The sequence below is a fragment of the Anaerobacillus sp. ABR4_321 genome (genome assembly GCF_056158505.1).
This window is the reverse complement of record NZ_JBSWTK010000001.1, coordinates 1-19,462: the sequence shown is the minus strand read 5'-3', so window position 1 is coordinate 19,462 and position 19,462 is coordinate 1. Positions and strand designations below refer to the sequence as shown.

The following is a 19,462-nucleotide window of genomic DNA, read 5'->3' as shown; positions in this document are numbered from 1 at the left end:
ACAGTACATTTCAGCACTGTAAATTTACAAATAGAATATGAAAATTAAATAGGGATTTGGTAATTATTGTCGAATAATATGCTATAATCAAGAGTGTTTGAGATACATTGGTACTGCCTTGAATGCAGTGTTAGGAGTAGTTATGAAAGCAGCATCATTAAGTTCCACAATATTGGAACAGGAAAAAAAATCAACCAGATTATTTTTATATCTATTTTTTATCATCACTCTAGTATCAGGGATATTTACTTTAATAGTTGAAAAAAGGATTTCTTCTGAGATAAACCCTGGAACTCCTGAAATCATTATTGATGAATGGATTTATTTTTCTACTGAACTGGTCCTGCTATTGATTGGTTATTATTTAATAAAGGTAAATAAAAGTGGACTTATTCGGTACATATTTTTACTTGTTTATCTATTTGTTGCTTTGGTTACAGAGCTTATTATTTACTCTATCTATGAGATGGAATATACCAGTGGAAGTGTTATGGAAATATTTTTCGTTCTCTTCACCCCTATATTCTTAGATAAGAAATATTTCTGGTGGGTCACATTGGGTTTGATCTCAAAATATTTAATCGTTGGTTTGTCTTTATCAATTCCTAAGGTAATTCATCCTGTCACAATACTTGTATTAATCTCTATTTTGACATTTATCTTCCTTAACAAATCGCTATCGTATGTTAAATCTATTGAAAAAGCATATTTACAATTAGCACACAATGAAAAGCTTGCGTTCATGGGACAGGTGGCAACGAGTATTGCTCATGAGATAAGAAATCCGCTTACATCGATCAAAGGCTTTTTACAGCTACAAACATTGCAATCAGATGTTGACTCCAAACATTCTTCGATTATGATGGATGAGATCGAGAGAATTAACTTAATTGTTAATGACCTTTTGGTTCTTGGAAAACCGAGTAGCTTATCATTAAAGAGTAAGAGTATCGAGGTTATTATCAATTATGTTGTAAGGTTAACAAAGAATCAGGCAACTGCTAACGGTATTACTTATCATGTTGAATTTAATTCTAAAAATCCGTATGTACTATGTGATGAGAATAGAATTAAGCAAGTTTTAATTAATATCTTTCGAAATGCAATAGATGCTATGCCGAATGGTGGAAACTTAGAAATTATAGCCGATAATTATAGTGACGAAGAAATTTGCATTATATGCCGAGATGAAGGAACTGGAATTCCTGAAGAGTATATTGGTAGACTCCAAGAAGCGTTCTTCTCGACAAAAGAAGATGGCACCGGATTAGGTTTGATGGTAAGCTATCGAATTATTGAAGAACATGGCGGAAGAATAGAAGTGGAAAGCTCACCAGAGAAAGGAACGACATTTAAAATATTTTTACCGTCAACAGACCCGAAAATGAGGTAATAAGCATGAGGAAATTTATTAATCCAACCCTAATGGTAGAAGAGAAGAGAGCAGTTATCCTATTTGTATGGTTATTTTATCTGGTCTCTTTTTCGTACGATGTTTTTTATAGCATTATTTTGAAAAACTTCTTAAACGGTGAAGCTTCACAAATATTAAATGGTGGATTAGGTATATGGTATTTCGTAATAGAATTATTAATGATTCCATTTATCTTTTTTTGTCTGAGGAAAAACTACACATTCCGTGTGAAATATATGATCTTTATCGTTTATACACTACTTAATTTTGTTAATGATTTAGTAATCTATTACGGCAATGATATACCTTATCGCTCGGGGAGTATTGCCGAATTACTGATCGTACTATTTAGCCCTATTTTTATAAATTCCAGGTTCTTCTGGCTTGTTGCTACGGGGAGTTTATTAAAATATTCCCTATTAGGTCTTATCCTTCAAGACCAAACATTATTATTGCCAGTTGTTTTACTAGTAGTAGTTTCATTAATTGCTTTCATTTTATTGCAGCGATTTAAAGCTTATGTAAATACAATACAATCTACATTTGATGAACAATTGGAAGGGATTGTAAAGGGTGTTGTGGCTACTTTAGAGTTAAAAGATCCATATACTCGAGGTCATAGTCAACGAGTGGCTGCTTACTCATGTATGCTTGCAAAAAGAATAAATGGATTTTCTTCCGAGCAACTTGCGAATTTTAACTACGCATGCTTACTGCATGATGTTGGGAAGGTAAATATACCAGATAGTATTTTAATGAAGCCATCGAGATTAAACAACGAAGAGTTTAATGTGATTAAAACTCATCCCACTGTAGGAGCAGAAGCTTTATCTGGTATTAAAGGTTTAGAGTGTTGCCTCGACGTTGTAAAATACCATCACGAAAGATGGGATGGAAGGGGATACCCGGAAGGTTTAAAGGGAGAAGAGATTCCATTTCTAGCGCGTATCACCGCAGTAGCCGATGCATTTGATGCCATGACTTCTTCAAGATCATATCGACCAGCGATGTCTTTGACCGAAGCTTATTCACAAATAATTGAGGGAGAAGGTACTCAATTCGATCCTGAGATGGTGAAGACTTTTAAAAAAGTATTTCCGGAGTGGTCTGCGTATCATAAGGAACATTCTAATTCAGTTGAACCAACTAATAAAGGAGGTGAAATTAATGAAAATTCGTAAACTCAAAAAAGTAAAAACACCTTGTTGGTGGTGTATTTATTTAAGAGGTGTGTAGGGTGCGTGTTTTGCACCCTCTTTTTTTGAAAGGAGTTCTTTATGAACAGTGAATCTTCAATAAAGTTAACCGATTATCAAATACATAAAAACCAGAATGAATATATTGTCGAAAATGTAAGGTCTGCTGAATACTACGAAATGAATGAGTCCGCGGTAGAAGCGATTAAACTACTTGATGAAGGGAAAGATTTAGATGAGATCGAGAGGATTCTATTAAATAAGTTTCCTCAAGACGATATCGATGTTCGTGGTTTTACTGAACAGTTAGTTGAGTTAGGCTTTATTTTAGGTGACAATAATAGTAAAAGAATACCGGTTCCTAAGCCATCAGTTGTTGACAGAATTTCTCCTAAAATTGCAAGGTTCTTTTTTAACACTATTTCCTACACGATTTATTTACTTCTTTTCCTCGTGAATATAACACTATTGGTTATGCATCCAGAATTTATTCCTCATTATAGTGATTTATTTATTTCAGATAGTTTAGCTGTTTCGATGTTAACATACTTGTTATTATCGCTTGTCTTAATTTTCTTTCATGAAATGGGACACGTATTAGCTGTTCGCTCACATAATCTTTCTACAAATCTCTCAATTGGTCATAGACTTTTCTTAATAGTGATCGAGACAGACATGACACATGCATGGAGATTAAAGAAAAAAGAGAGAAATCAACTCTACCTTTCGGGTATTTGTTTTGATAACGTCTTGTTTTTATGTGCGATCCTAACTCAAATGTTCTTTCAAAACTCGATGTTACAAGCTATTTCCTCTCTCGTACTCTTAGATATATTTATTAAGTTTGTTTACCAATGCTGTGTATATATGAAAACGGATTTTTATTATGTTATAGAAAATTCCACTGGATACTATAACTTAATGGAAAGAAGCAGAGAATGGGTACTCGGGAAAAATATTGATGTAACTACAAGCCGCGAAAAAATTACTCTATGGTTATATGGAGTTATTTATATTATTGGGGTAGGGCTATCGATTTTGTTGTTTATTTTCTATATGATTCCGCAACTTTATTATATGTTGAGGACAAGTCTAGAACACCTGTCTCACCCAATTCAAACGATGTATTTTTGGGATGGTTTCGTCATCCTTTTACAGCTTGTTATTGGAGTCGGATTGCTACTATTCACCTGGTCCCGATCCCTGCTGAATAAACAGTAAGGGGTTTACTAGTTTCGACGTTTTTACCCATAATCTCCCGGGAAATATATACAAAAATACGACAAATATCAAAGAATATGAAAAAGCTCTCATATTCCCTACAGAAGTATGACTAGTCGTTACAATGTGTATATAAACAGTTCAAAGGGGAGAAAGGGTGACATAGTAATGGGATACTATGATGATCATAATCAAACAAGAAAGGTAAGGAAGGCTAAGGGAGGCATGAGCTGGTTTTTGCCTAGCACATTCGGTGCCGTAATCGGGGCTTCTGTGATGCTTGTGGCAGCACCACTGTTTACTAATTCTGACGTCCCAACAATGAGCCAACCTTCTGTGCAAAACACTGAAGAACAGTCCGCTACTTCCAACGTTTCATATGACGTTTCAACGGATATTACGAAAGCGGTAGAAAAAACACAAGGTTCTGTCGTTAGTATTACAAAGTATGAGGATGGCTTTTCTCTTGATAGCGGGGATGGTCAGGAAGGTCAAGCGGCTGGTTCAGGGTCAGGGGTCATTTATAAAAAAGAAGGCGGTAGTGCATTCGTTGTAACAAATAACCATGTAATCGAAGGTGCATCCTCGCTTGAAGTGACGTTGAATAATGAAGAAAAGCTCGATGCAAAACTATTGGGAGCAGATCCTCTCTTAGATCTTGCCGTGCTTGAAATCGATGGCAGCAAAGTAGATACCGTAGCAGAGTTTGGTTCGTCTGAAAACTTGAAGACGGGAGAACCTGCGATCGCTTTAGGTAATCCGCTCGGTTTTCTGGAAGGGTCCGTAACTCAGGGAATCATCAGTAATACAAACCGATCGATTCCGGTCGATCTCGATAACAACGGTCAGCCGGATTATTCAGCAGACGTCATACAGACTGATGCCTCTATCAACCCTGGTAATAGCGGGGGCGCATTGATCAATATTCAAGGACAGCTTATCGGTATCAACTCATCGAAAATCGCTCAAACACAAGTAGAAGGAATAGGTTTTGCGATTCCTATCAATGTCGCTGAACCGATTATTGAACAGCTGGAAAAGACAGGGGAAGTAAAGAGACCTGTAATGGGAGTGACGCCGGCGTCATTAGCTGAAGTTCCGAAGCAACATTGGACGGGTACACTTAACCTTCCTGAAGATGTGAAGGGCGGAGTTGTACTGATGGGCATATCTCCATCATCTCCTGCATCTGAAGCTGGTTTACAGGAGCGAGACGTCATCGTGAAACTTGATGATCAAGACATTACAAGTTCTGCAGAACTAAGAAAGTATCTGTATTCTAACAAAGAAGTTGGAGATGAAATGGAAGTCACTTATTATCGTGATGGTGAACTCCAAACCACAACGATGATCTTAGCAAACCAAAAAGCACTATAAAAAAAGCCTCTAGATGATTAAACATCTAGAGGCTTTTCTGAATGAAACCTTTCTTCTCTTCTTGAATCGATCTTAGTTAACGCATAAAAGATCGGAGTATCAAGAAGTGCAAGAGCCATCTTTATAGCGAATTGTGATAGTATCATGATCCAAATATTTGGCACGGTACCTACAAAAGCAATCGTTATAAAGATCGTTGTATCGATCAGCTGAGAAGCAGCTGTACTTGCGTTGTTTCGGATCCACTTGTGTCGGTTCGCAGTCCGTTTCTTGATTTCAGAGAAAATATATACATCAACGTGCTGAGATACAAGATATGCAGCAAGACTAGCGAGTACGAACCGATAATTTTGTCCGAGTAAAATTTCATAGGCAGCTTGTGTATCTGAAGCAAACGGTGCGACAGGGAGCAACATGCCGATGAAAATCATGATGCTGGCAAAGATTTGGGCAGCGAATCCATAGCGGATGGTCCGCTTAGCTTCTTCCTGCCCAAATCGTTCGTGAATAATGTCAGTGAAAAGGAAAGAGAATGCATACATTACGACTGCAGCAGGAATAACAAAACTTCCTATCATGACGACTTTTCCTGCTAGTACATTCGCAATTACGATTGAGGTTGCAAATAGCACATTGAACAGGACAAGACTGCGGTCGATTTGCTGAGGCTTCATATTAAGCGTCAGCCTTCTCTCTTACTGCAGTAGTTTTCAATTCGATGCCACCGCGAGCTGATTGATACACTGTAATCGTAACCTTAAGAGGATCGATTGCGTAAACCACATCATCAGCGATACGAGCAGCTAATGTTTCACAGAAGCTTCCTTCATCTCGATACGACCAAAGATAAAATTTTAACGACTTAGATTCGATACACTTTTTATCTGGTACGTAAGAGATTTCAACTCTACCAAAGTCAGGTTGTCCAGTTTTCGGGCAAACAGCTGTAAATTCGAGTGCGTTGAATGTGATCTCTTGTACATTCGGGGCATCGAACGATTCGTTCTTTATTACTTCACGAGCTTGTTCTACACTTTCTGGTCTTGGCATAGGACCAGAAGAAGGTAGCCAGGCTTTACCCATACTATTCATAAAAAAATTCCTCCTTAGTTTTGTTATAGCAGGAAGGTTTCGAACTGCTCTCATACAACGCAGTCTATTATAACAGAGGAATTTAGGAAAGCGAAGTGATTTTTGCTTCCACAATTTAGTTTAGCTTTTGAAGGAAAGGGAAAGAGAGAAATTAGAGTTAGTAGATAACAATCTATTTATACAGGAGGAAGAACCCATGCAAACGACCACTGTAAATGAAGAAAAGAATAGTAAACTAATGAAAGGTATCGTAGTAGGAGCGATCGTTGGAGGAGCGGTTGCGATGCTAGATTCCACTACACGCCAAAAGGTGAAGAGAGCAACGAGTAATGCGGTCGATTCTTCTAAAGGGTTGTACACAAACGTAAAGGAAAACCCATCTGAATTTAAGAATGATTGGATGGACCGTATCCAGTCAGCATCAGAAGTGTTGAAGGAAGCTGTTAATGACGCTCAAACGCTTTATGAGAAAGTGAACGATGAGGTTGTGGACCAAGTAAACCAAGTTAAAGAGGATTCTAGTGAAGTGATTTCATCTGCGAAAGAAGCTGGCGAGGGATTACAAGAAATAGGTTCGAAAGTAAAGGAAGCAGGTCAAGAAGTAACGGATTCTGATGAACAAACAACCGTTCCCGGAAGTGAATCACGCACACCTGGAAATGTCACGGCGAATCCAAACGTAAAATAACTAAAAAAACAAGCCAGCGTTTAGCCGGCTTGTTTTTTTAGTATAGCCAAGAAGCTCCGATGATGATTAGCAAAATAAACAGCACGACGATTAGAGCAAATCCCTGGTTGTATCCATATCCACCCATATAAAACGACCCCTTCGTTGTTTTCTTTGGTTCAGTAATAACCTATGTCGTGACTGGGTGAATCGGAAGTAGGCTATCGCACATTTTTAGTGAATTAGCCCTAATCGTTACGTTGAATAGCAACGGCTGGATAATCAGTGAACATGGCTTCACATCCCATGGATTCAACTTTACTCATTTGATCGATCGAATTGATCGTATAAACTCTTACTGGAATCTGTAGCTTTGTTGTATGTTCCATTAGGTATTCATCCAAAGCATGGTATTCGATATGAATGCTTTTTGCTCCCGTCCTTTTCATATATTCCCATGGGTGAACAAGTTTATCTGAAAGGAGGATCGCTGTTTCAATGCTATCCTCCTGTTGATTAATACGTTGAATGCTATAGTGATTGAACGATGAAAGAACGGTTCGATCGGTTAGCTGATGATGGTGTAAAAGAGCGATGATTGTGTTTTCTATTCCTGGATATGGCAGATAACCGGTCTTTAATTCAATGTTTAACCGTAAAGAAGTCGGCTTAATCCAAGCTAACACGTCATCTAGACTTGGAATGGGTTCACCTTGAAATCGCTTTGAGTAAGCCCCGCCAGCATCAAGCTTACATAATTCCTCGTATTGGTAATCTTTCACCCATCCCACACCATTTGTTGTTCGATCTACCTTCTCGTCGTGAATCACGACTGGAACGCCATCCTTCGTTAATTGCACATCAAGCTCAATCCCGTGAACGCCTGCCTTCTCTGCAGCTTTAAAAGAGACGAGTGTATTCTCTGGGTGAGTACCGGCTGAGCCCCGATGACCATAAACCATTAAGGTTGAACGCATAAGTCACCTCTTCCTTTTCATATGATAGCTGTACTTAACTTCTTTTTCTATTCAAGAGGCTTGTTTCCTTTCAGCCAAAACGAATAATGATAAAAAGGTGGTCGAAAGATGAACAAAGGAATGCAGCTTCCTTTTGCACATACCCATCATTTTAAGACGAAAACGACTGAGAAAGAGGATCACGATCATCATGTCGTTGGCTTTAGTTTCCCTGCGAGTGGTAATGATCGTGATGAGCACGTTCATAGATTAGAAGGGGTGACGATGCAAAATCATCATCAGCATCGTTTCAGTATAAAAACTGGACCTCCTATCCCGTTACCTGGTGGAGGACATTATCATGAATTTGATGGAGAAACTTTTTCCCATACTGAACACGAGCATGCATTTTTTGGGGGAACAAGTAAGCCTTTAGGGTACTATCCTACTAATTGGTAAAGAGGCGAGGTTTGCCTCTTTTTTTTATGTCTTATGAACCATCCCTATAGGGAATCCTACGTCATGACTTTACAGAAGCGAATATTCAAGATAACATAAATTACTAGAATTTATAGAAAATTATAAATGGGATGTGAGTTGTTTGAAACAGTTTGAGCAATCGGACGCATTAAAGAGATTACCAGAACAATTCTTTGCAAAACTAGCCGCTAAAGTGAACCGGTATAAAGAAGAAGGACACGATATCATTAATTTAGGACAAGGTAATCCTGACCAACCAACGCCACAGCACATTATTCAAACACTGCAGTCGTCTGCTGAAAAACCTGAATATCATAAATACCCACCGTTCAGAGGACAACCTTTTCTAAAGCAAGCTGTTGCTGAATTTTATAAAAGGGAATTTGATGTGACGATTGATCCTGAACAGGAAGTAGCTGTTTTGTTTGGTGGAAAAGCAGGCTTGGTAGAAGTGAGTCAATGCTTATTGAATAAAGGAGACAAAGCATTGATGCCTGATCCAGGTTATCCGGATTACTGGTCAGGAGTCGCGATGGCCGAGGCAGAGATGCATCCCATGCCTCTATTAGAGGAAAATGATTTTTTACCAGATTATGAAGCGGTTTCAGAAGAAGATTTTCGTAAAGCAAAACTGATGTTTCTAAACTATCCTAATAACCCGACTGCTGCACAAGCAACAGAGTCTTTTTTTGAGGATACGATTAAGCGTGCAAATGAGCATGATATTTGTGTCGTTCATGATTTTGCTTATGGAGCGATTGGCTTCGATGGAAAGAAACCGATAAGTTTTCTTGAAGTAGACGGTGCAAAAGACGTCGGTATTGAAATCTACACGATGTCCAAAACGTACAATATGGCAGGCTGGCGAGTAGGCTTTGCGATCGGAAATCCATCCGTTATCCAGAGCATCAATTTATTACAAGATCACCTCTATGTTAGTTTGTTCAGTGGAATTCAAGAGGCAGCTGCAGAAGCCCTATTAGGCTCACAGAAATGTGTGGAAGATTTGAATCACATGTATGAAAGCCGAAGAAGTGTGTTGATCGAAGGGCTAAAGGACATAGGTTGGAATGTAAAGGCGCCAGCTGGTTCTTTCTTTACCTGGTTAAAAGTTCCTGAATCGTTTACTTCAGAGACATTTGCTGACTACCTATTAGAAGAAGCTAAAGTAGTTGTAGCACCAGGAAATGGGTTTGGAACATATGGTGAAGGGTATGTTAGAGCTGGTTTGTTGACCTCAGAAGACAGGTTGAGAGAAGCGGTCAGTCGTATTGAAAAACTAGATTTGTTTTAGCTCTGTTAAAAAAGGTCGCATGCTTTGCGACCTTTTTACAGTTACGAACACACGGACAAAATATCATCTATATCACTCCAGCCATAGGCGGTTTCAAGAAGCTCTTCTCCTCCAATCGTAATGTCTTTCTCCATCACATAGCTTGGGCCAAAATGAAGGTAAAACTGGTCAGCAGGGTTTCCATTAAGTACCCAAACAAGCATAGATTGATGTCCTTCGTCTTTTAGTTCCTTCGCTACATGACATAGGAGTTTTTTACCAGCTCCTTTACGGTGTGCACTTTCTAATAAATAGATCGCGTATAGTTCACCATCATAAGGGAGATCTTCGCTCCTATTCTTACCGCCATTTGCAAAGCCGACGATTTCGTCCTTGTCATTGACTGCTACAAATATACTCTTTCCGTCTTCTAACCCTTTCTTCCAGCGCGCTTCTCGCACTTTCATATCGAGTGAATCAAGAAATAAGCTAGGTACTATTCCCTGATAAGTTGTACGCCAACTGTTTACGTGAACCCTTGCAATATCAGTCGAATCTTCAACAAATGCTTTTCGTATCCTCATAATTGTCCCCCAAAAGTGTAAATATCGAGTAGTGCATTCTTCTTAATTTGTTTTCTACGTAGAGGGGATGATTCCCTTCCAGTCGAATTATGGTTAGCAAGGGAAGTATGAAAGGAAGGTATAGATGAAAGAATTCGAGATAAAAGTAGAAGGCCAATCGATTCATGGTTATAAGTGGGGGAATCCAGAAAATCCTCCGATCATTTGTCTGCATGGATTAACGAACAATGCTTTAGGGTTTATTGAGTTGGCAGAAGAGTTGAAGGATCAATTTCATTTGATATCATTTGACTTACCTGGTCATGGTAAAACAGATGCTTTCATGGAAGATGACGCCTACCTATCCACACCTTTTACAGAGTGGCTGAAGGCGGTCATTGAAAAAGTGTCCAATAGACCGTTTTATTTGCTTGGACATTCATGGGGGGCTGCGATCGCTATTCATTATGCAAGGTTGTATCAAGAGGATGTGAAAGGACTTGTCATGCTGGATGGAGGATATCTTTCTCCGTCAGATGAACCATCTGCAGATCTCGATGAGCACTTACAACGCATGTCTGATTGGATCAATGGTTCTCATTTTCGATCGATTGAAGAATACGAAGATAATAAGAAAGCGGAAGTTGGAAGATGGTCAGAAGCGCTACAAAAAATGGTTCATGCAGACATGACGTCTGATACCGATGGTGTTCGGATGAGAACATCTGAGCAAACAGCAAGAGCTATTATAAAAGCGCTCTATAATGAACCTTCTAGTAAAGTATTCGATACCATTTCTGTTCCGGTTTACTTGTTAAGAGGAACGTTACCAGAAGAAGGAGAAGCGGTTAGAGTGGATGCAGTAGATTCCATGAGAAGGGCGATTAAAAGTGAATGTAGAATAACTGCAATTAAAGATGCGGGGCATGTTCTTCACTGGCAAAAGCCAGAGGAAGTAGTAAACGAAATTCGAGGTTGGTTTGCTGCTCAGGAAGACCTTTCTTCTATTGAAAGTTCTTCACGTTCACACTAGAAACGAATGCATTAGAAAAACACCACCTATGTCGATGACGACAAGGTGGTGTTTTAAGTATGGTGAATGGGTAGGCAGACAGTTATTTTCGTCCCTTGGCCGGTTGCACTGTCTATTGAAAATTTTCCATTATGTTTGTCTATGATTCGTTTACAAATAGCAAGACCTAGGCCAGTTCCTTGTTTCTTTGTTGTGTAAAATGGTGAACCTATTTTCTTGATATCCTCTTCTGGAATCCCTCCGCCAAAATCTTTAACGCATACTTCGATATGATCATCAAAAGTGGCGACGCTAATGACCACCCTTTCACCATCGTTACTCGCTTCGATCGCATTTTTTATAATATTGATAAACACTTGCTTTAGCTGGTTATTCTCACAATAAACAGGTGGAAGACTGTCAGGATACTCTGTCGTTAAGATGATCGATTCCATGTTTGCCTGTGCATTTAATAGTTCGATCACTTCTTCAATAATGTGGTCAATATGATAGTAGCTGAAATTGACCTTGTTAGGCTTCGCTAACATTAAGAATTCCTCGATGATTTGTTCAATCCGATTAAACTCTGTGTCCATTACTTTAATATAACGCTCAACATCTTGATTTTTGTTCTGGAATTCGATTAATTTTAAAAAACCCTTCAATGATGTGAGGGGGTTCTTCAGCTCGTGTGCAATTCCAGCGGCTAGCTGACCAACAACGGATAGTTTCTCGGATTGAGCAAGCTGCTCTTCATTTAATCGCCTTTCTGTAATATCTTTTGCTGTTCCAATAAGGTTCGCGACCGTATTCCCTTCAATGATCGGAACGAGCGTGATATCGAACATACGGTATCCTTGCTCAGGAAAGGTATAGGCTTCTTCGAAGTGCAGCGTTTCTTTTCGAATGATGACTTCTTGAAAACGCCGAATCGCTTTAATGCCCTGATCCATACCTAAAAATTCTTCGATTCGTTTTCCTGAAATATCTTCTTTCGTCGTTTTGTAGTTTGCTAGGTACCCCTCATTAATGGCTTCGATCTCAAAGTGTTGTAAATCAACAACTCGGATAAGAAAAATAAGATCTGATAGATGGCGAAAGATAAGCTTGAGGTTGTTTGTATCTAGACCGCTTTCTTTTTCCATTTCAAATCCCCCATTTATCTTAATGATTTTGTTTTCCTTAAATGGTAAGTTCCACAATTTATGAAAATACCCTTTCATAATTACAAAATGATAAATGAAGATGAGCGATTGCTTTCAATTAAAGGATGATATAGTCTAGTGAAAACGAGCTAACTTTCGATTCTAAGCACTAGTTGAGGGTTATCTTTAGAAGTGTAAAGCATGTAGCTATATTTTTTATGACGCGCGTACGGGGCATAATTCACTTTATACCGTACCCCGTTGTGGAAAAAATAAACAAAGAGTTTCACTCAAAATCAAACTAAGAAGGGGGTGTCATGTTGTTAGAGAATACTGGGGAACGAATTATTCCTGATACGATGAAGCCGACTAACGGGATGCTGCTCGAACATTTAGCCAGGTATTATTTTGCAAGCGAATTTGTGAAAGGGAGGACGTTGGATATTGCATCCGGAAGTGGTTATGGAAGTCAGTATCTGGCAAAGAAAAACAAGTCTATCATTACTGAGTTAGTTGGGGCTGATCGAAGCATCGAAGCAATAACATATGCCAGAGGTCGTTATCATCATCCGCTCGTGACGTATGAGTGTGCAGATGCGCTAGATCCCAAACTACCTTCTAAGCTTGGCCAGTTTGATTCGATCGTAAGCTTTGAAACATTAGAACACGTAGAAGATGACCGGCAGTTTTTACGAAATCTAATGAAGATATTGAAGCCCGGTGGAACATTAATCGTCTCTACACCTTTTGGAAGAGGAAGAGGGAAGCCGACGAACGAACCCTTCCATATCCATCAGCTGACAGAGGAGGAGTTCGGGGAACTACTCTCTCCATATAAGAAAGTAGACTATTATTACCAGCGTGGTGTCATTTTCGAGCCGCCCCGAGAAGGAACGAAATATTCTTTTGGAATAGCGATTATAGAAAAGGAGTAGTGGGTTACTTGAAAGAAACGGAGATAAAGGGAAAGCCCATAGACAATGAAACAAGATGTGTACATTATCAAACTGAGAAAGACATCGTGGCGATTAAGTTTTATTGCTGCGATTCGTATTTCCCATGTTTTAAATGCCATGAAGAAACCGTATCTCATGATATACAGTTATGGCCAGAGAACAAATGGAACGAATTTGCAGTGCTATGCGGAAGTTGTAAGACTGAGCTTACAATTAATCAATACCTTACATCTAACTCAAGCTGTCCATCTTGTGGATCAGCATTTAACGATAAGTGTTCTCTTCACCATCACTTATATTTTCAAGTTTAGTAGTTTATAGACTTTTAGATTACGATAGCATTGATAAGATAGAAGAAGACTGTAATGAAACTGTTTCTTGATAGAAAGGAAGACCACCCACTCACGGGCAGAAGCACCTCCCTATATGAGGGAGATATTTTTTTGGAATAAGTTATTGACGAAGCTTGCAGGGGATGATAAGATATATCTTGTCACTTCGAAAAACGACATCAACCTTTTTTATTACTTATAAAAAAGTGTTGACACATTCCGACACTGCTGTTAAAGTAGAAGTTGTCACTCGCTGAAACAAACGAGATAGACAGAATGGAAGTTTAATAGAATGACAATCGATCTTTGAAAACTGAACGAAACGCCATGCAAGAACTTGTTTCTACGGAAACAAACATTGTTTTAAAGCTAGATTGAACTTTTCTATCGGAGAGTTTGATCCTGGCTCAGGACGAACGCTGGCGGCGTGCCTAATACATGCAAGTCGAGCGGAGAAATGGGAGCTTGCTCCCATTTCTCAGCGGCGGACGGGTGAGTAACACGTGGGCAACCTGCCCTACAGACTGGGATAACTCCGGGAAACCGGAGCTAATACCGGGTAATACGTAGCATCGCATGATGCAACGTTGAAAGTTGGCCTCTGGCTAACACTGTAGGATGGGCCCGCGGCGCATTAGCTAGTTGGTAAGGTAACGGCTTACCAAGGCCACGATGCGTAGCCGACCTGAGAGGGTGATCGGCCACACTGGGACTGAGACACGGCCCAGACTCCTACGGGAGGCAGCAGTAGGGAATCTTCCGCAATGGACGAAAGTCTGACGGAGCAACGCCGCGTGAGTGACGAAGGCCTTCGGGTCGTAAAGCTCTGTTGTTAGGGAAGAACAAGTACCGTTCGAATAGGGCGGTACCTTGACGGTACCTAACCAGAAAGCCACGGCTAACTACGTGCCAGCAGCCGCGGTAATACGTAGGTGGCAAGCGTTGTCCGGAATTATTGGGCGTAAAGCGCGCGCAGGCGGTCTCTTAAGTCTGATGTGAAAGCCCACGGCTCAACCGTGGAGGGCCATTGGAAACTGGGGGACTTGAGTGCAGAAGAGGAGAGTGGAATTCCACGTGTAGCGGTGAAATGCGTAGATATGTGGAGGAACACCAGTGGCGAAGGCGGCTCTCTGGTCTGTAACTGACGCTGAGGCGCGAAAGCGTGGGGAGCAAACAGGATTAGATACCCTGGTAGTCCACGCCGTAAACGATGAGTGCTAGGTGTTGGGGGGTTCCACCCTCAGTGCTGAAGTTAACACATTAAGCACTCCGCCTGGGGAGTACGACCGCAAGGTTGAAACTCAAAGGAATTGACGGGGGCCCGCACAAGCAGTGGAGCATGTGGTTTAATTCGAAGCAACGCGAAGAACCTTACCAGGTCTTGACATCCTCTGCCACTCCTAGAGATAGGACGTTCCCCTTCGGGGGACAGAGTGACAGGTGGTGCATGGTTGTCGTCAGCTCGTGTCGTGAGATGTTGGGTTAAGTCCCGCAACGAGCGCAACCCTTGATCTTAGTTGCCAGCATTCAGTTGGGCACTCTAAGGTGACTGCCGGTGACAAACCGGAGGAAGGTGGGGACGACGTCAAATCATCATGCCCCTTATGACCTGGGCTACACACGTGCTACAATGGACGGTACAAAGGGCAGCGACACCGCGAGGTGAAGCGAATCCCATAAAGCCGTTCTCAGTTCGGATTGCAGGCTGCAACTCGCCTGCATGAAGCCGGAATTGCTAGTAATCGCGGATCAGCATGCCGCGGTGAATACGTTCCCGGGCCTTGTACACACCGCCCGTCACACCACGAGAGTTTGTAACACCCGAAGTCGGTGAGGTAACCTTTTGGAGCCAGCCGCCGAAGGTGGGACAAATGATTGGGGTGAAGTCGTAACAAGGTAGCCGTATCGGAAGGTGCGGCTGGATCACCTCCTTTCTATGGAGAATTACGAGGCAACATTGGTTGCCAAACTTGCATGAGCGTTTCGTTTAGTTTTGAAAGAATGATTGTATTCTTTCACGTTCCTTGAAAACTAGATAGCACAAACAACGACATCCAATAATTATTATTTTTTGCGTTATAACTTAGTTAGTCACATCTAACGATGTGCACCGATGACGTTAGAACACTGTTTCTAGCGAAATCTAAGGTTAAGCTACTAAGGGCGCACGGTGGATGCCTTGGCACTAGAAGCCGATGAAGGACGGGACGAACACCGATATGCTTCGGGGAGCAGTAAGTACGCTTTGATCCGGAGATTTCCGAATGGGGGAACCCACCATCCGTAATGGGATGGTATTTACTTCTGAATACATAGGAAGTAAAAGGCATACCCGGGGAACTGAAACATCTCAGTACCCGGAGGAAGAGAAAGCAATCGCGATTTCCTGAGTAGCGGCGAGCGAAACGGAAACAGCCCAAACCAGAGGGCTTGCCCTCTGGGGTTGTAGGACGTCTCATTGGAGTTACAAAGGCACGGATAGACGAAGCGACCTGGAAAGGTCCATCAGAGAAGGTAACAATCCTGTAGTCAAAATCCGCTGCCCTCCGAGACGGATCCTGAGTACGGCGGGACACGTGAAACCCCGTCGGAATCCGGGAGGACCATCTCCCAAGGCTAAATACTCTCTAGTGACCGATAGTGAACCAGTACCGTGAGGGAAAGGTGAAAAGCACCCCGGAAGGGGAGTGAAAGAGAACCTGAAACCGTGTGCCTACAACTAGTTGGAGCCCGTTAATGGGTGACAGCGTGCCTTTTGTAGAATGAACCGGCGAGTTACGATCCCGTGCAAGGTTAAGCCGAGAAGGCGGAGCCGCAGCGAAAGCGAGTCTGAATAGGGCGAAGGAGTACGTGGTCGTAGACCCGAAACCGGGTGATCTACCCATGTCCAGGGTGAAGTTCAGGTAACACTGAATGGAGGCCCGAACCCACGCATGTTGAAAAATGCGGGGATGAGGTGTGGGTAGCGGTGAAATGCCAATCGAACCCGGAGATAGCTGGTTCTCTCCGAAATAGCTTTAGGGCTAGCCTCGCGGCAAGAATCTTGGAGGTAGAGCACTGATTGGACTAGGGGTCCCTACCGGATTACCGAATCCAGTCAAACTCCGAATGCCAACGATTTATCCGCGGGAGTCAGACTGCGAGTGATAAGATCCGTAGTCGAGAGGGAAACAGCCCAGACCACCAGCTAAGGTCCCAAAGTATACGTTAAGTGGAAAAGGATGTGGCGTTGCTTAGACAACCAGGATGTTGGCTTAGAAGCAGCCATCATTTAAAGAGTGCGTAATAGCTCACTGGTCGAGTGACGCTGCGCCGAAAATGTACCGGGGCTAAACGTATCACCGAAGCTGTGGATTGTCTTACGACAATGGTAGGAGAGCGTTCTAAGGGCTGCGAAGTCAGACCGAAAGGACTGGTGGAGCGCTTAGAAGTGAGAATGCCGGTATGAGTAGCGAAAGACAAGTGAGAATCTTGTCCGTCGAAAGCCCAAGGTTTCCTGAGGAAGGCTCGTCCGCTCAGGGTTAGTCGGGACCTAAGCCGAGGCCGAAAGGCGTAGGCGATGGATAACAGGTTGATATTCCTGTACCACCTCCTTTCCGTTTGAACGACGGGGGGACGCAGAAAGATAGGGAGAGCGCGCTGCTGGATATGCGCGTCCAAGCGATTAGGCTGGTGAATAGGCAAATCCGTTCACCGTGAAGGCTGAGTCGTGATGGCGAGGGAATTTAAGTACCGAAGTCCCTGATTCTACACTGCCAAGAAAAGCCTCTAGTGAGGAAAGAGGTGCCCGTACCGCAAACCGACACAGGTAGGCGAGGAGAGAATCCTAAGACGATCGGGAGAACTCTCGTTAAGGAACTCGGCAAAATGACCCCGTAACTTCGGGAGAAGGGGTGCTTCCTCGGGTGAATAGCCCAGGGGAGCCGCAGTGAAAAGATCCAAGCGACTGTTTAGCAAAAACACAGGTCTCTGCCAAGCCGCAAGGCGATGTATAGGGGCTGACACCTGCCCGGTGCTGGAAGGTTAAGAGGAGGGGTTATCCCTTACGGGAGAAGCTCTGAATCGAAGCCCCAGTAAACGGCGGCCGTAACTATAACGGTCCTAAGGTAGCGAAATTCCTTGTCGGGTAAGTTCCGACCCGCACGAAAGGTGCAACGACTTGGATACTGTCTCAACGAGAGACCCGGTGAAATTATAGTACCTGTGAAGATGCAGGTTACCCGCGACAGGACGGAAAGACCCCATGGAGCTTTACTGTAGCCTGATATTGGATTTTGGTACAGCTTGTACAGGATAGGTAGGAGCCATAGAAGCCGGACCGCTAGGTTCGGTGGAGGCGTCGGTGGGATACTACCCTGGCTGTACTGACATTCTAACCCAGCACCGTGATCCGGTGCGGAGACAGTGTCAGGTGGGCAGTTTGACTGGGGCGGTCGCCTCCTAAAGAGTAACGGAGGCGCCCAAAGGTTCCCTCAGAATGGTTGGAAATCATTCGCAGAGTGTAAAGGCACAAGGGAGCTTGACTGCGAGACCTACAAGTCGAGCAGGGACGAAAGTCGGGCTTAGTGATCCGGTGGTTCCGCATGGAAGGGCCATCGCTCAACGGATAAAAGCTACCCTGGGGATAACAGGCTTATCTCCCCCAAGAGTCCACATCGACGGGGAGGTTTGGCACCTCGATGTCGGCTCATCGCATCCTGGGGCTGAAGTAGGTCCCAAGGGTTGGGCTGTTCGCCCATTAAAGCGGTACGCGAGCTGGGTTCAGAACGTCGTGAGACAGTTCGGTCCCTATCCGTCGCGGGCGCAGGAAATTTGAGAGGAGCTGTCCTTAGTACGAGAGGACCGGGATGGACACACCGCTGGTGTACCAGTTGTTCCGCCAGGAGCATAGCTGGGTAGCTACGTGTGGAAGGGATAAGTGCTGAAAGCATCTAAGCATGAAGCCCCCCTCGAGATGAGATTTCCCACAGCGTCAAGCTGGTAAGATCCCTCAGAGATGATGAGGTTGATAGGTTCGGGGTGGAAGCGTGGCGACACGTGGAGCTGACGAATACTAATCGATCGAGGGCTTAACCTAAAAAATTGGAATACGATGTTGCGTGCTATCTAGTTTTCAGGGAATACCTGAATAGTCTAGTGATGAAGGCGAAGAGGTCACACCCGTTCCCATGCCGAACACGGAAGTTAAGCTCTTCAGCGCCGATGGTAGTTGGGGGCTCTCCCCCTGCAAGAGTAGGACGTCGCTAGGCAAATGAGAAGTCAGAGCATTGAGCTCTGACTTTTTTGTATGCTTTTTTGGTTTTTATTGCGAGACCGTAAGGTAAGTACCTTCATTGAGAAGAGAGAAAAGGGCATCTTCGAAAGCTTCGTAGGGGTGGGAGAAGCAAGAAATTCGAGGAAGCAAGTGAGGCTGGACCGGAGTAGATATTCGGAGATCTATGAGGATCCAGCATCGCGCAGCTGACGAAGAAGTTCGCCGCTTATCGCGCCCCGTATGAGAACACGGAAGTTAAGCTCTTCAGCGCCGATGGTAGTTGGGGGCTCTCCCCCTGCAAGAGTAGGACGTCGCTAGGCAAAGAGAGAAGTCAGAGCATTGAGCTCTGACTTTTTTGTTTTGTCTGACTATGGGATTTAGTAATCAGGGGTTCTTGAAAAGGGGTTTCGCGGATATAATCTTTGAATCGCGGATAAAAGCCCCGATTTCGCGGATATAAATCGAAAAGCGCGGATATATCATGATTATCGCGGATAAAACGAAAAATTCGCGGATATCGCCCC

At 42.7% G+C, this 19,462-nt stretch carries 16 protein-coding genes and 3 rRNA genes; 13 read left to right on the top strand and 6 right to left on the bottom strand.

Annotated features, from left to right (window positions below):
• Positions 1–142: 142 nt before the first annotated feature.
• The 4 genes from ACXADT_RS00095 (at position 143) to ACXADT_RS00080 (ending at position 5,208) form a co-directional block, all read left to right on the top strand.
• A complete protein-coding gene (locus ACXADT_RS00095; protein WP_270182587.1) occupies positions 143–1,393 on the top strand; it encodes an ATP-binding protein in 1,251 nt (416 codons plus the stop codon).
• 5 nt (positions 1,394–1,398) lie between these two features.
• On the top strand, positions 1,399–2,595 hold the full coding sequence (locus ACXADT_RS00090) for an HD-GYP domain-containing protein (RefSeq protein WP_474832827.1): 1,197 nt from the start codon (positions 1,399–1,401) through the stop codon (positions 2,593–2,595).
• Positions 2,596–2,691: 96 nt separating this feature from the next.
• On the top strand, positions 2,692–3,831 hold the full coding sequence (locus tag ACXADT_RS00085; RefSeq protein ID WP_270182589.1) for a PqqD family protein: 1,140 nt from the start codon (positions 2,692–2,694) through the stop codon (positions 3,829–3,831).
• Positions 3,832–3,999: 168 nt separating this feature from the next.
• Entirely contained in the window at positions 4,000–5,208 is a 1,209-nt protein-coding gene (locus ACXADT_RS00080) for a S1C family serine protease (RefSeq protein ID WP_270182590.1), read from the top strand.
• A gap of 17 nt (positions 5,209–5,225) precedes the next feature.
• On the opposite strand, the gene ACXADT_RS00075 is transcribed toward ACXADT_RS00080, so the two are convergent.
• Positions 5,226–5,882 (bottom strand): queuosine precursor transporter, encoded by a 657-nt coding sequence (locus tag ACXADT_RS00075; protein ID WP_270182591.1) that lies wholly within the window; start codon positions 5,880–5,882, stop codon positions 5,226–5,228.
• A 1-nt stretch (position 5,883) separates the two neighbouring features.
• Entirely contained in the window at positions 5,884–6,300 is a 417-nt protein-coding gene (gene queF, locus ACXADT_RS00070) for a preQ(1) synthase (protein WP_474832825.1), read from the bottom strand.
• 196 nt (positions 6,301–6,496) lie between these two features.
• On the opposite strand from queF, the gene ACXADT_RS00065 reads away from it, so the two are divergent.
• Positions 6,497–6,988: a YtxH domain-containing protein gene (locus tag ACXADT_RS00065; RefSeq protein WP_474832824.1), complete on the top strand. Its 492-nt coding sequence runs from the start codon at positions 6,497–6,499 to the stop codon at positions 6,986–6,988.
• A gap of 37 nt (positions 6,989–7,025) precedes the next feature.
• On the opposite strand, the gene ACXADT_RS00060 is transcribed toward ACXADT_RS00065, so the two are convergent.
• Together ACXADT_RS00060 and ACXADT_RS00055 are read right to left on the bottom strand one after the other, a co-directional pair.
• Positions 7,026–7,115, bottom strand: coding sequence for a YjcZ family sporulation protein (locus ACXADT_RS00060; RefSeq protein WP_224884444.1), 90 nt, complete (start codon positions 7,113–7,115; stop codon positions 7,026–7,028).
• 100 nt (positions 7,116–7,215) lie between these two features.
• The gene (locus ACXADT_RS00055) at positions 7,216–7,944 is read right to left on the bottom strand and encodes a glycerophosphodiester phosphodiesterase (protein WP_474832822.1); all 729 of its coding nucleotides are present in this window, start codon (positions 7,942–7,944) and stop codon (positions 7,216–7,218) included.
• Between the two features lie 108 nt (positions 7,945–8,052).
• Between ACXADT_RS00055 and ACXADT_RS00050 the strand changes: the two genes are divergently transcribed.
• Together ACXADT_RS00050 and ACXADT_RS00045 are read left to right on the top strand one after the other, a co-directional pair.
• Entirely contained in the window at positions 8,053–8,382 is a 330-nt protein-coding gene (locus ACXADT_RS00050) for a YmaF family protein (RefSeq protein WP_474814033.1), read from the top strand.
• Between the two features lie 142 nt (positions 8,383–8,524).
• Positions 8,525–9,697 carry an aminotransferase class I/II-fold pyridoxal phosphate-dependent enzyme gene (locus ACXADT_RS00045; protein ID WP_474832821.1) on the top strand — a complete coding sequence of 391 codons (1,173 nt, stop codon included), beginning with the start codon at positions 8,525–8,527 and terminating at the stop codon, positions 9,695–9,697.
• A gap of 41 nt (positions 9,698–9,738) precedes the next feature.
• Here the strand turns inward: ACXADT_RS00045 and ACXADT_RS00040 are convergent, their stop codons facing one another.
• Complete coding sequence (locus ACXADT_RS00040; protein WP_270182597.1) at positions 9,739–10,260, bottom strand: GNAT family N-acetyltransferase; 522 nt, start codon at positions 10,258–10,260, stop codon at positions 9,739–9,741.
• Between the two features lie 124 nt (positions 10,261–10,384).
• Here ACXADT_RS00040 and ACXADT_RS00035 point away from each other — a divergent pair, with 124 nt between their 5' ends.
• Positions 10,385–11,272 (top strand): alpha/beta fold hydrolase, encoded by an 888-nt coding sequence (locus ACXADT_RS00035; RefSeq protein WP_474832819.1) that lies wholly within the window; start codon positions 10,385–10,387, stop codon positions 11,270–11,272.
• 53 nt (positions 11,273–11,325) lie between these two features.
• Here the strand turns inward: ACXADT_RS00035 and ACXADT_RS00030 are convergent, their stop codons facing one another.
• Positions 11,326–12,396: an ATP-binding protein gene (locus tag ACXADT_RS00030; protein ID WP_474832818.1), complete on the bottom strand. Its 1,071-nt coding sequence runs from the start codon at positions 12,394–12,396 to the stop codon at positions 11,326–11,328.
• A 317-nt stretch (positions 12,397–12,713) separates the two neighbouring features.
• Between ACXADT_RS00030 and ACXADT_RS00025 the strand changes: the two genes are divergently transcribed.
• The 5 genes from ACXADT_RS00025 to rrf all read left to right on the top strand — a co-directional run bounded on the left by ACXADT_RS00025 (position 12,714) and on the right by rrf (position 18,933).
• Positions 12,714–13,331: a class I SAM-dependent methyltransferase gene (locus ACXADT_RS00025; RefSeq protein WP_474832816.1), complete on the top strand. Its 618-nt coding sequence runs from the start codon at positions 12,714–12,716 to the stop codon at positions 13,329–13,331.
• Entirely contained in the window at positions 13,331–13,663 is a 333-nt protein-coding gene (locus ACXADT_RS00020; RefSeq protein WP_474832815.1) for a CHY zinc finger protein, read from the top strand. Before ACXADT_RS00025 ends, ACXADT_RS00020 begins: the two co-directional genes overlap by 1 nt.
• 405 nt (positions 13,664–14,068) lie before the next feature.
• A 16S ribosomal RNA gene (locus ACXADT_RS00015) occupies positions 14,069–15,618 on the top strand.
• A gap of 213 nt (positions 15,619–15,831) precedes the next feature.
• Positions 15,832–18,761 (top strand): 23S ribosomal RNA (locus ACXADT_RS00010).
• 55 nt (positions 18,762–18,816) lie between these two features.
• Positions 18,817–18,933: ribosomal RNA gene (rrf, locus tag ACXADT_RS00005) — 5S ribosomal RNA — on the top strand.
• The 16S, 23S and 5S rRNA genes sit together here, the layout of an rRNA operon.
• The last annotated feature ends 529 nt before the right edge of the window (positions 18,934–19,462 follow it).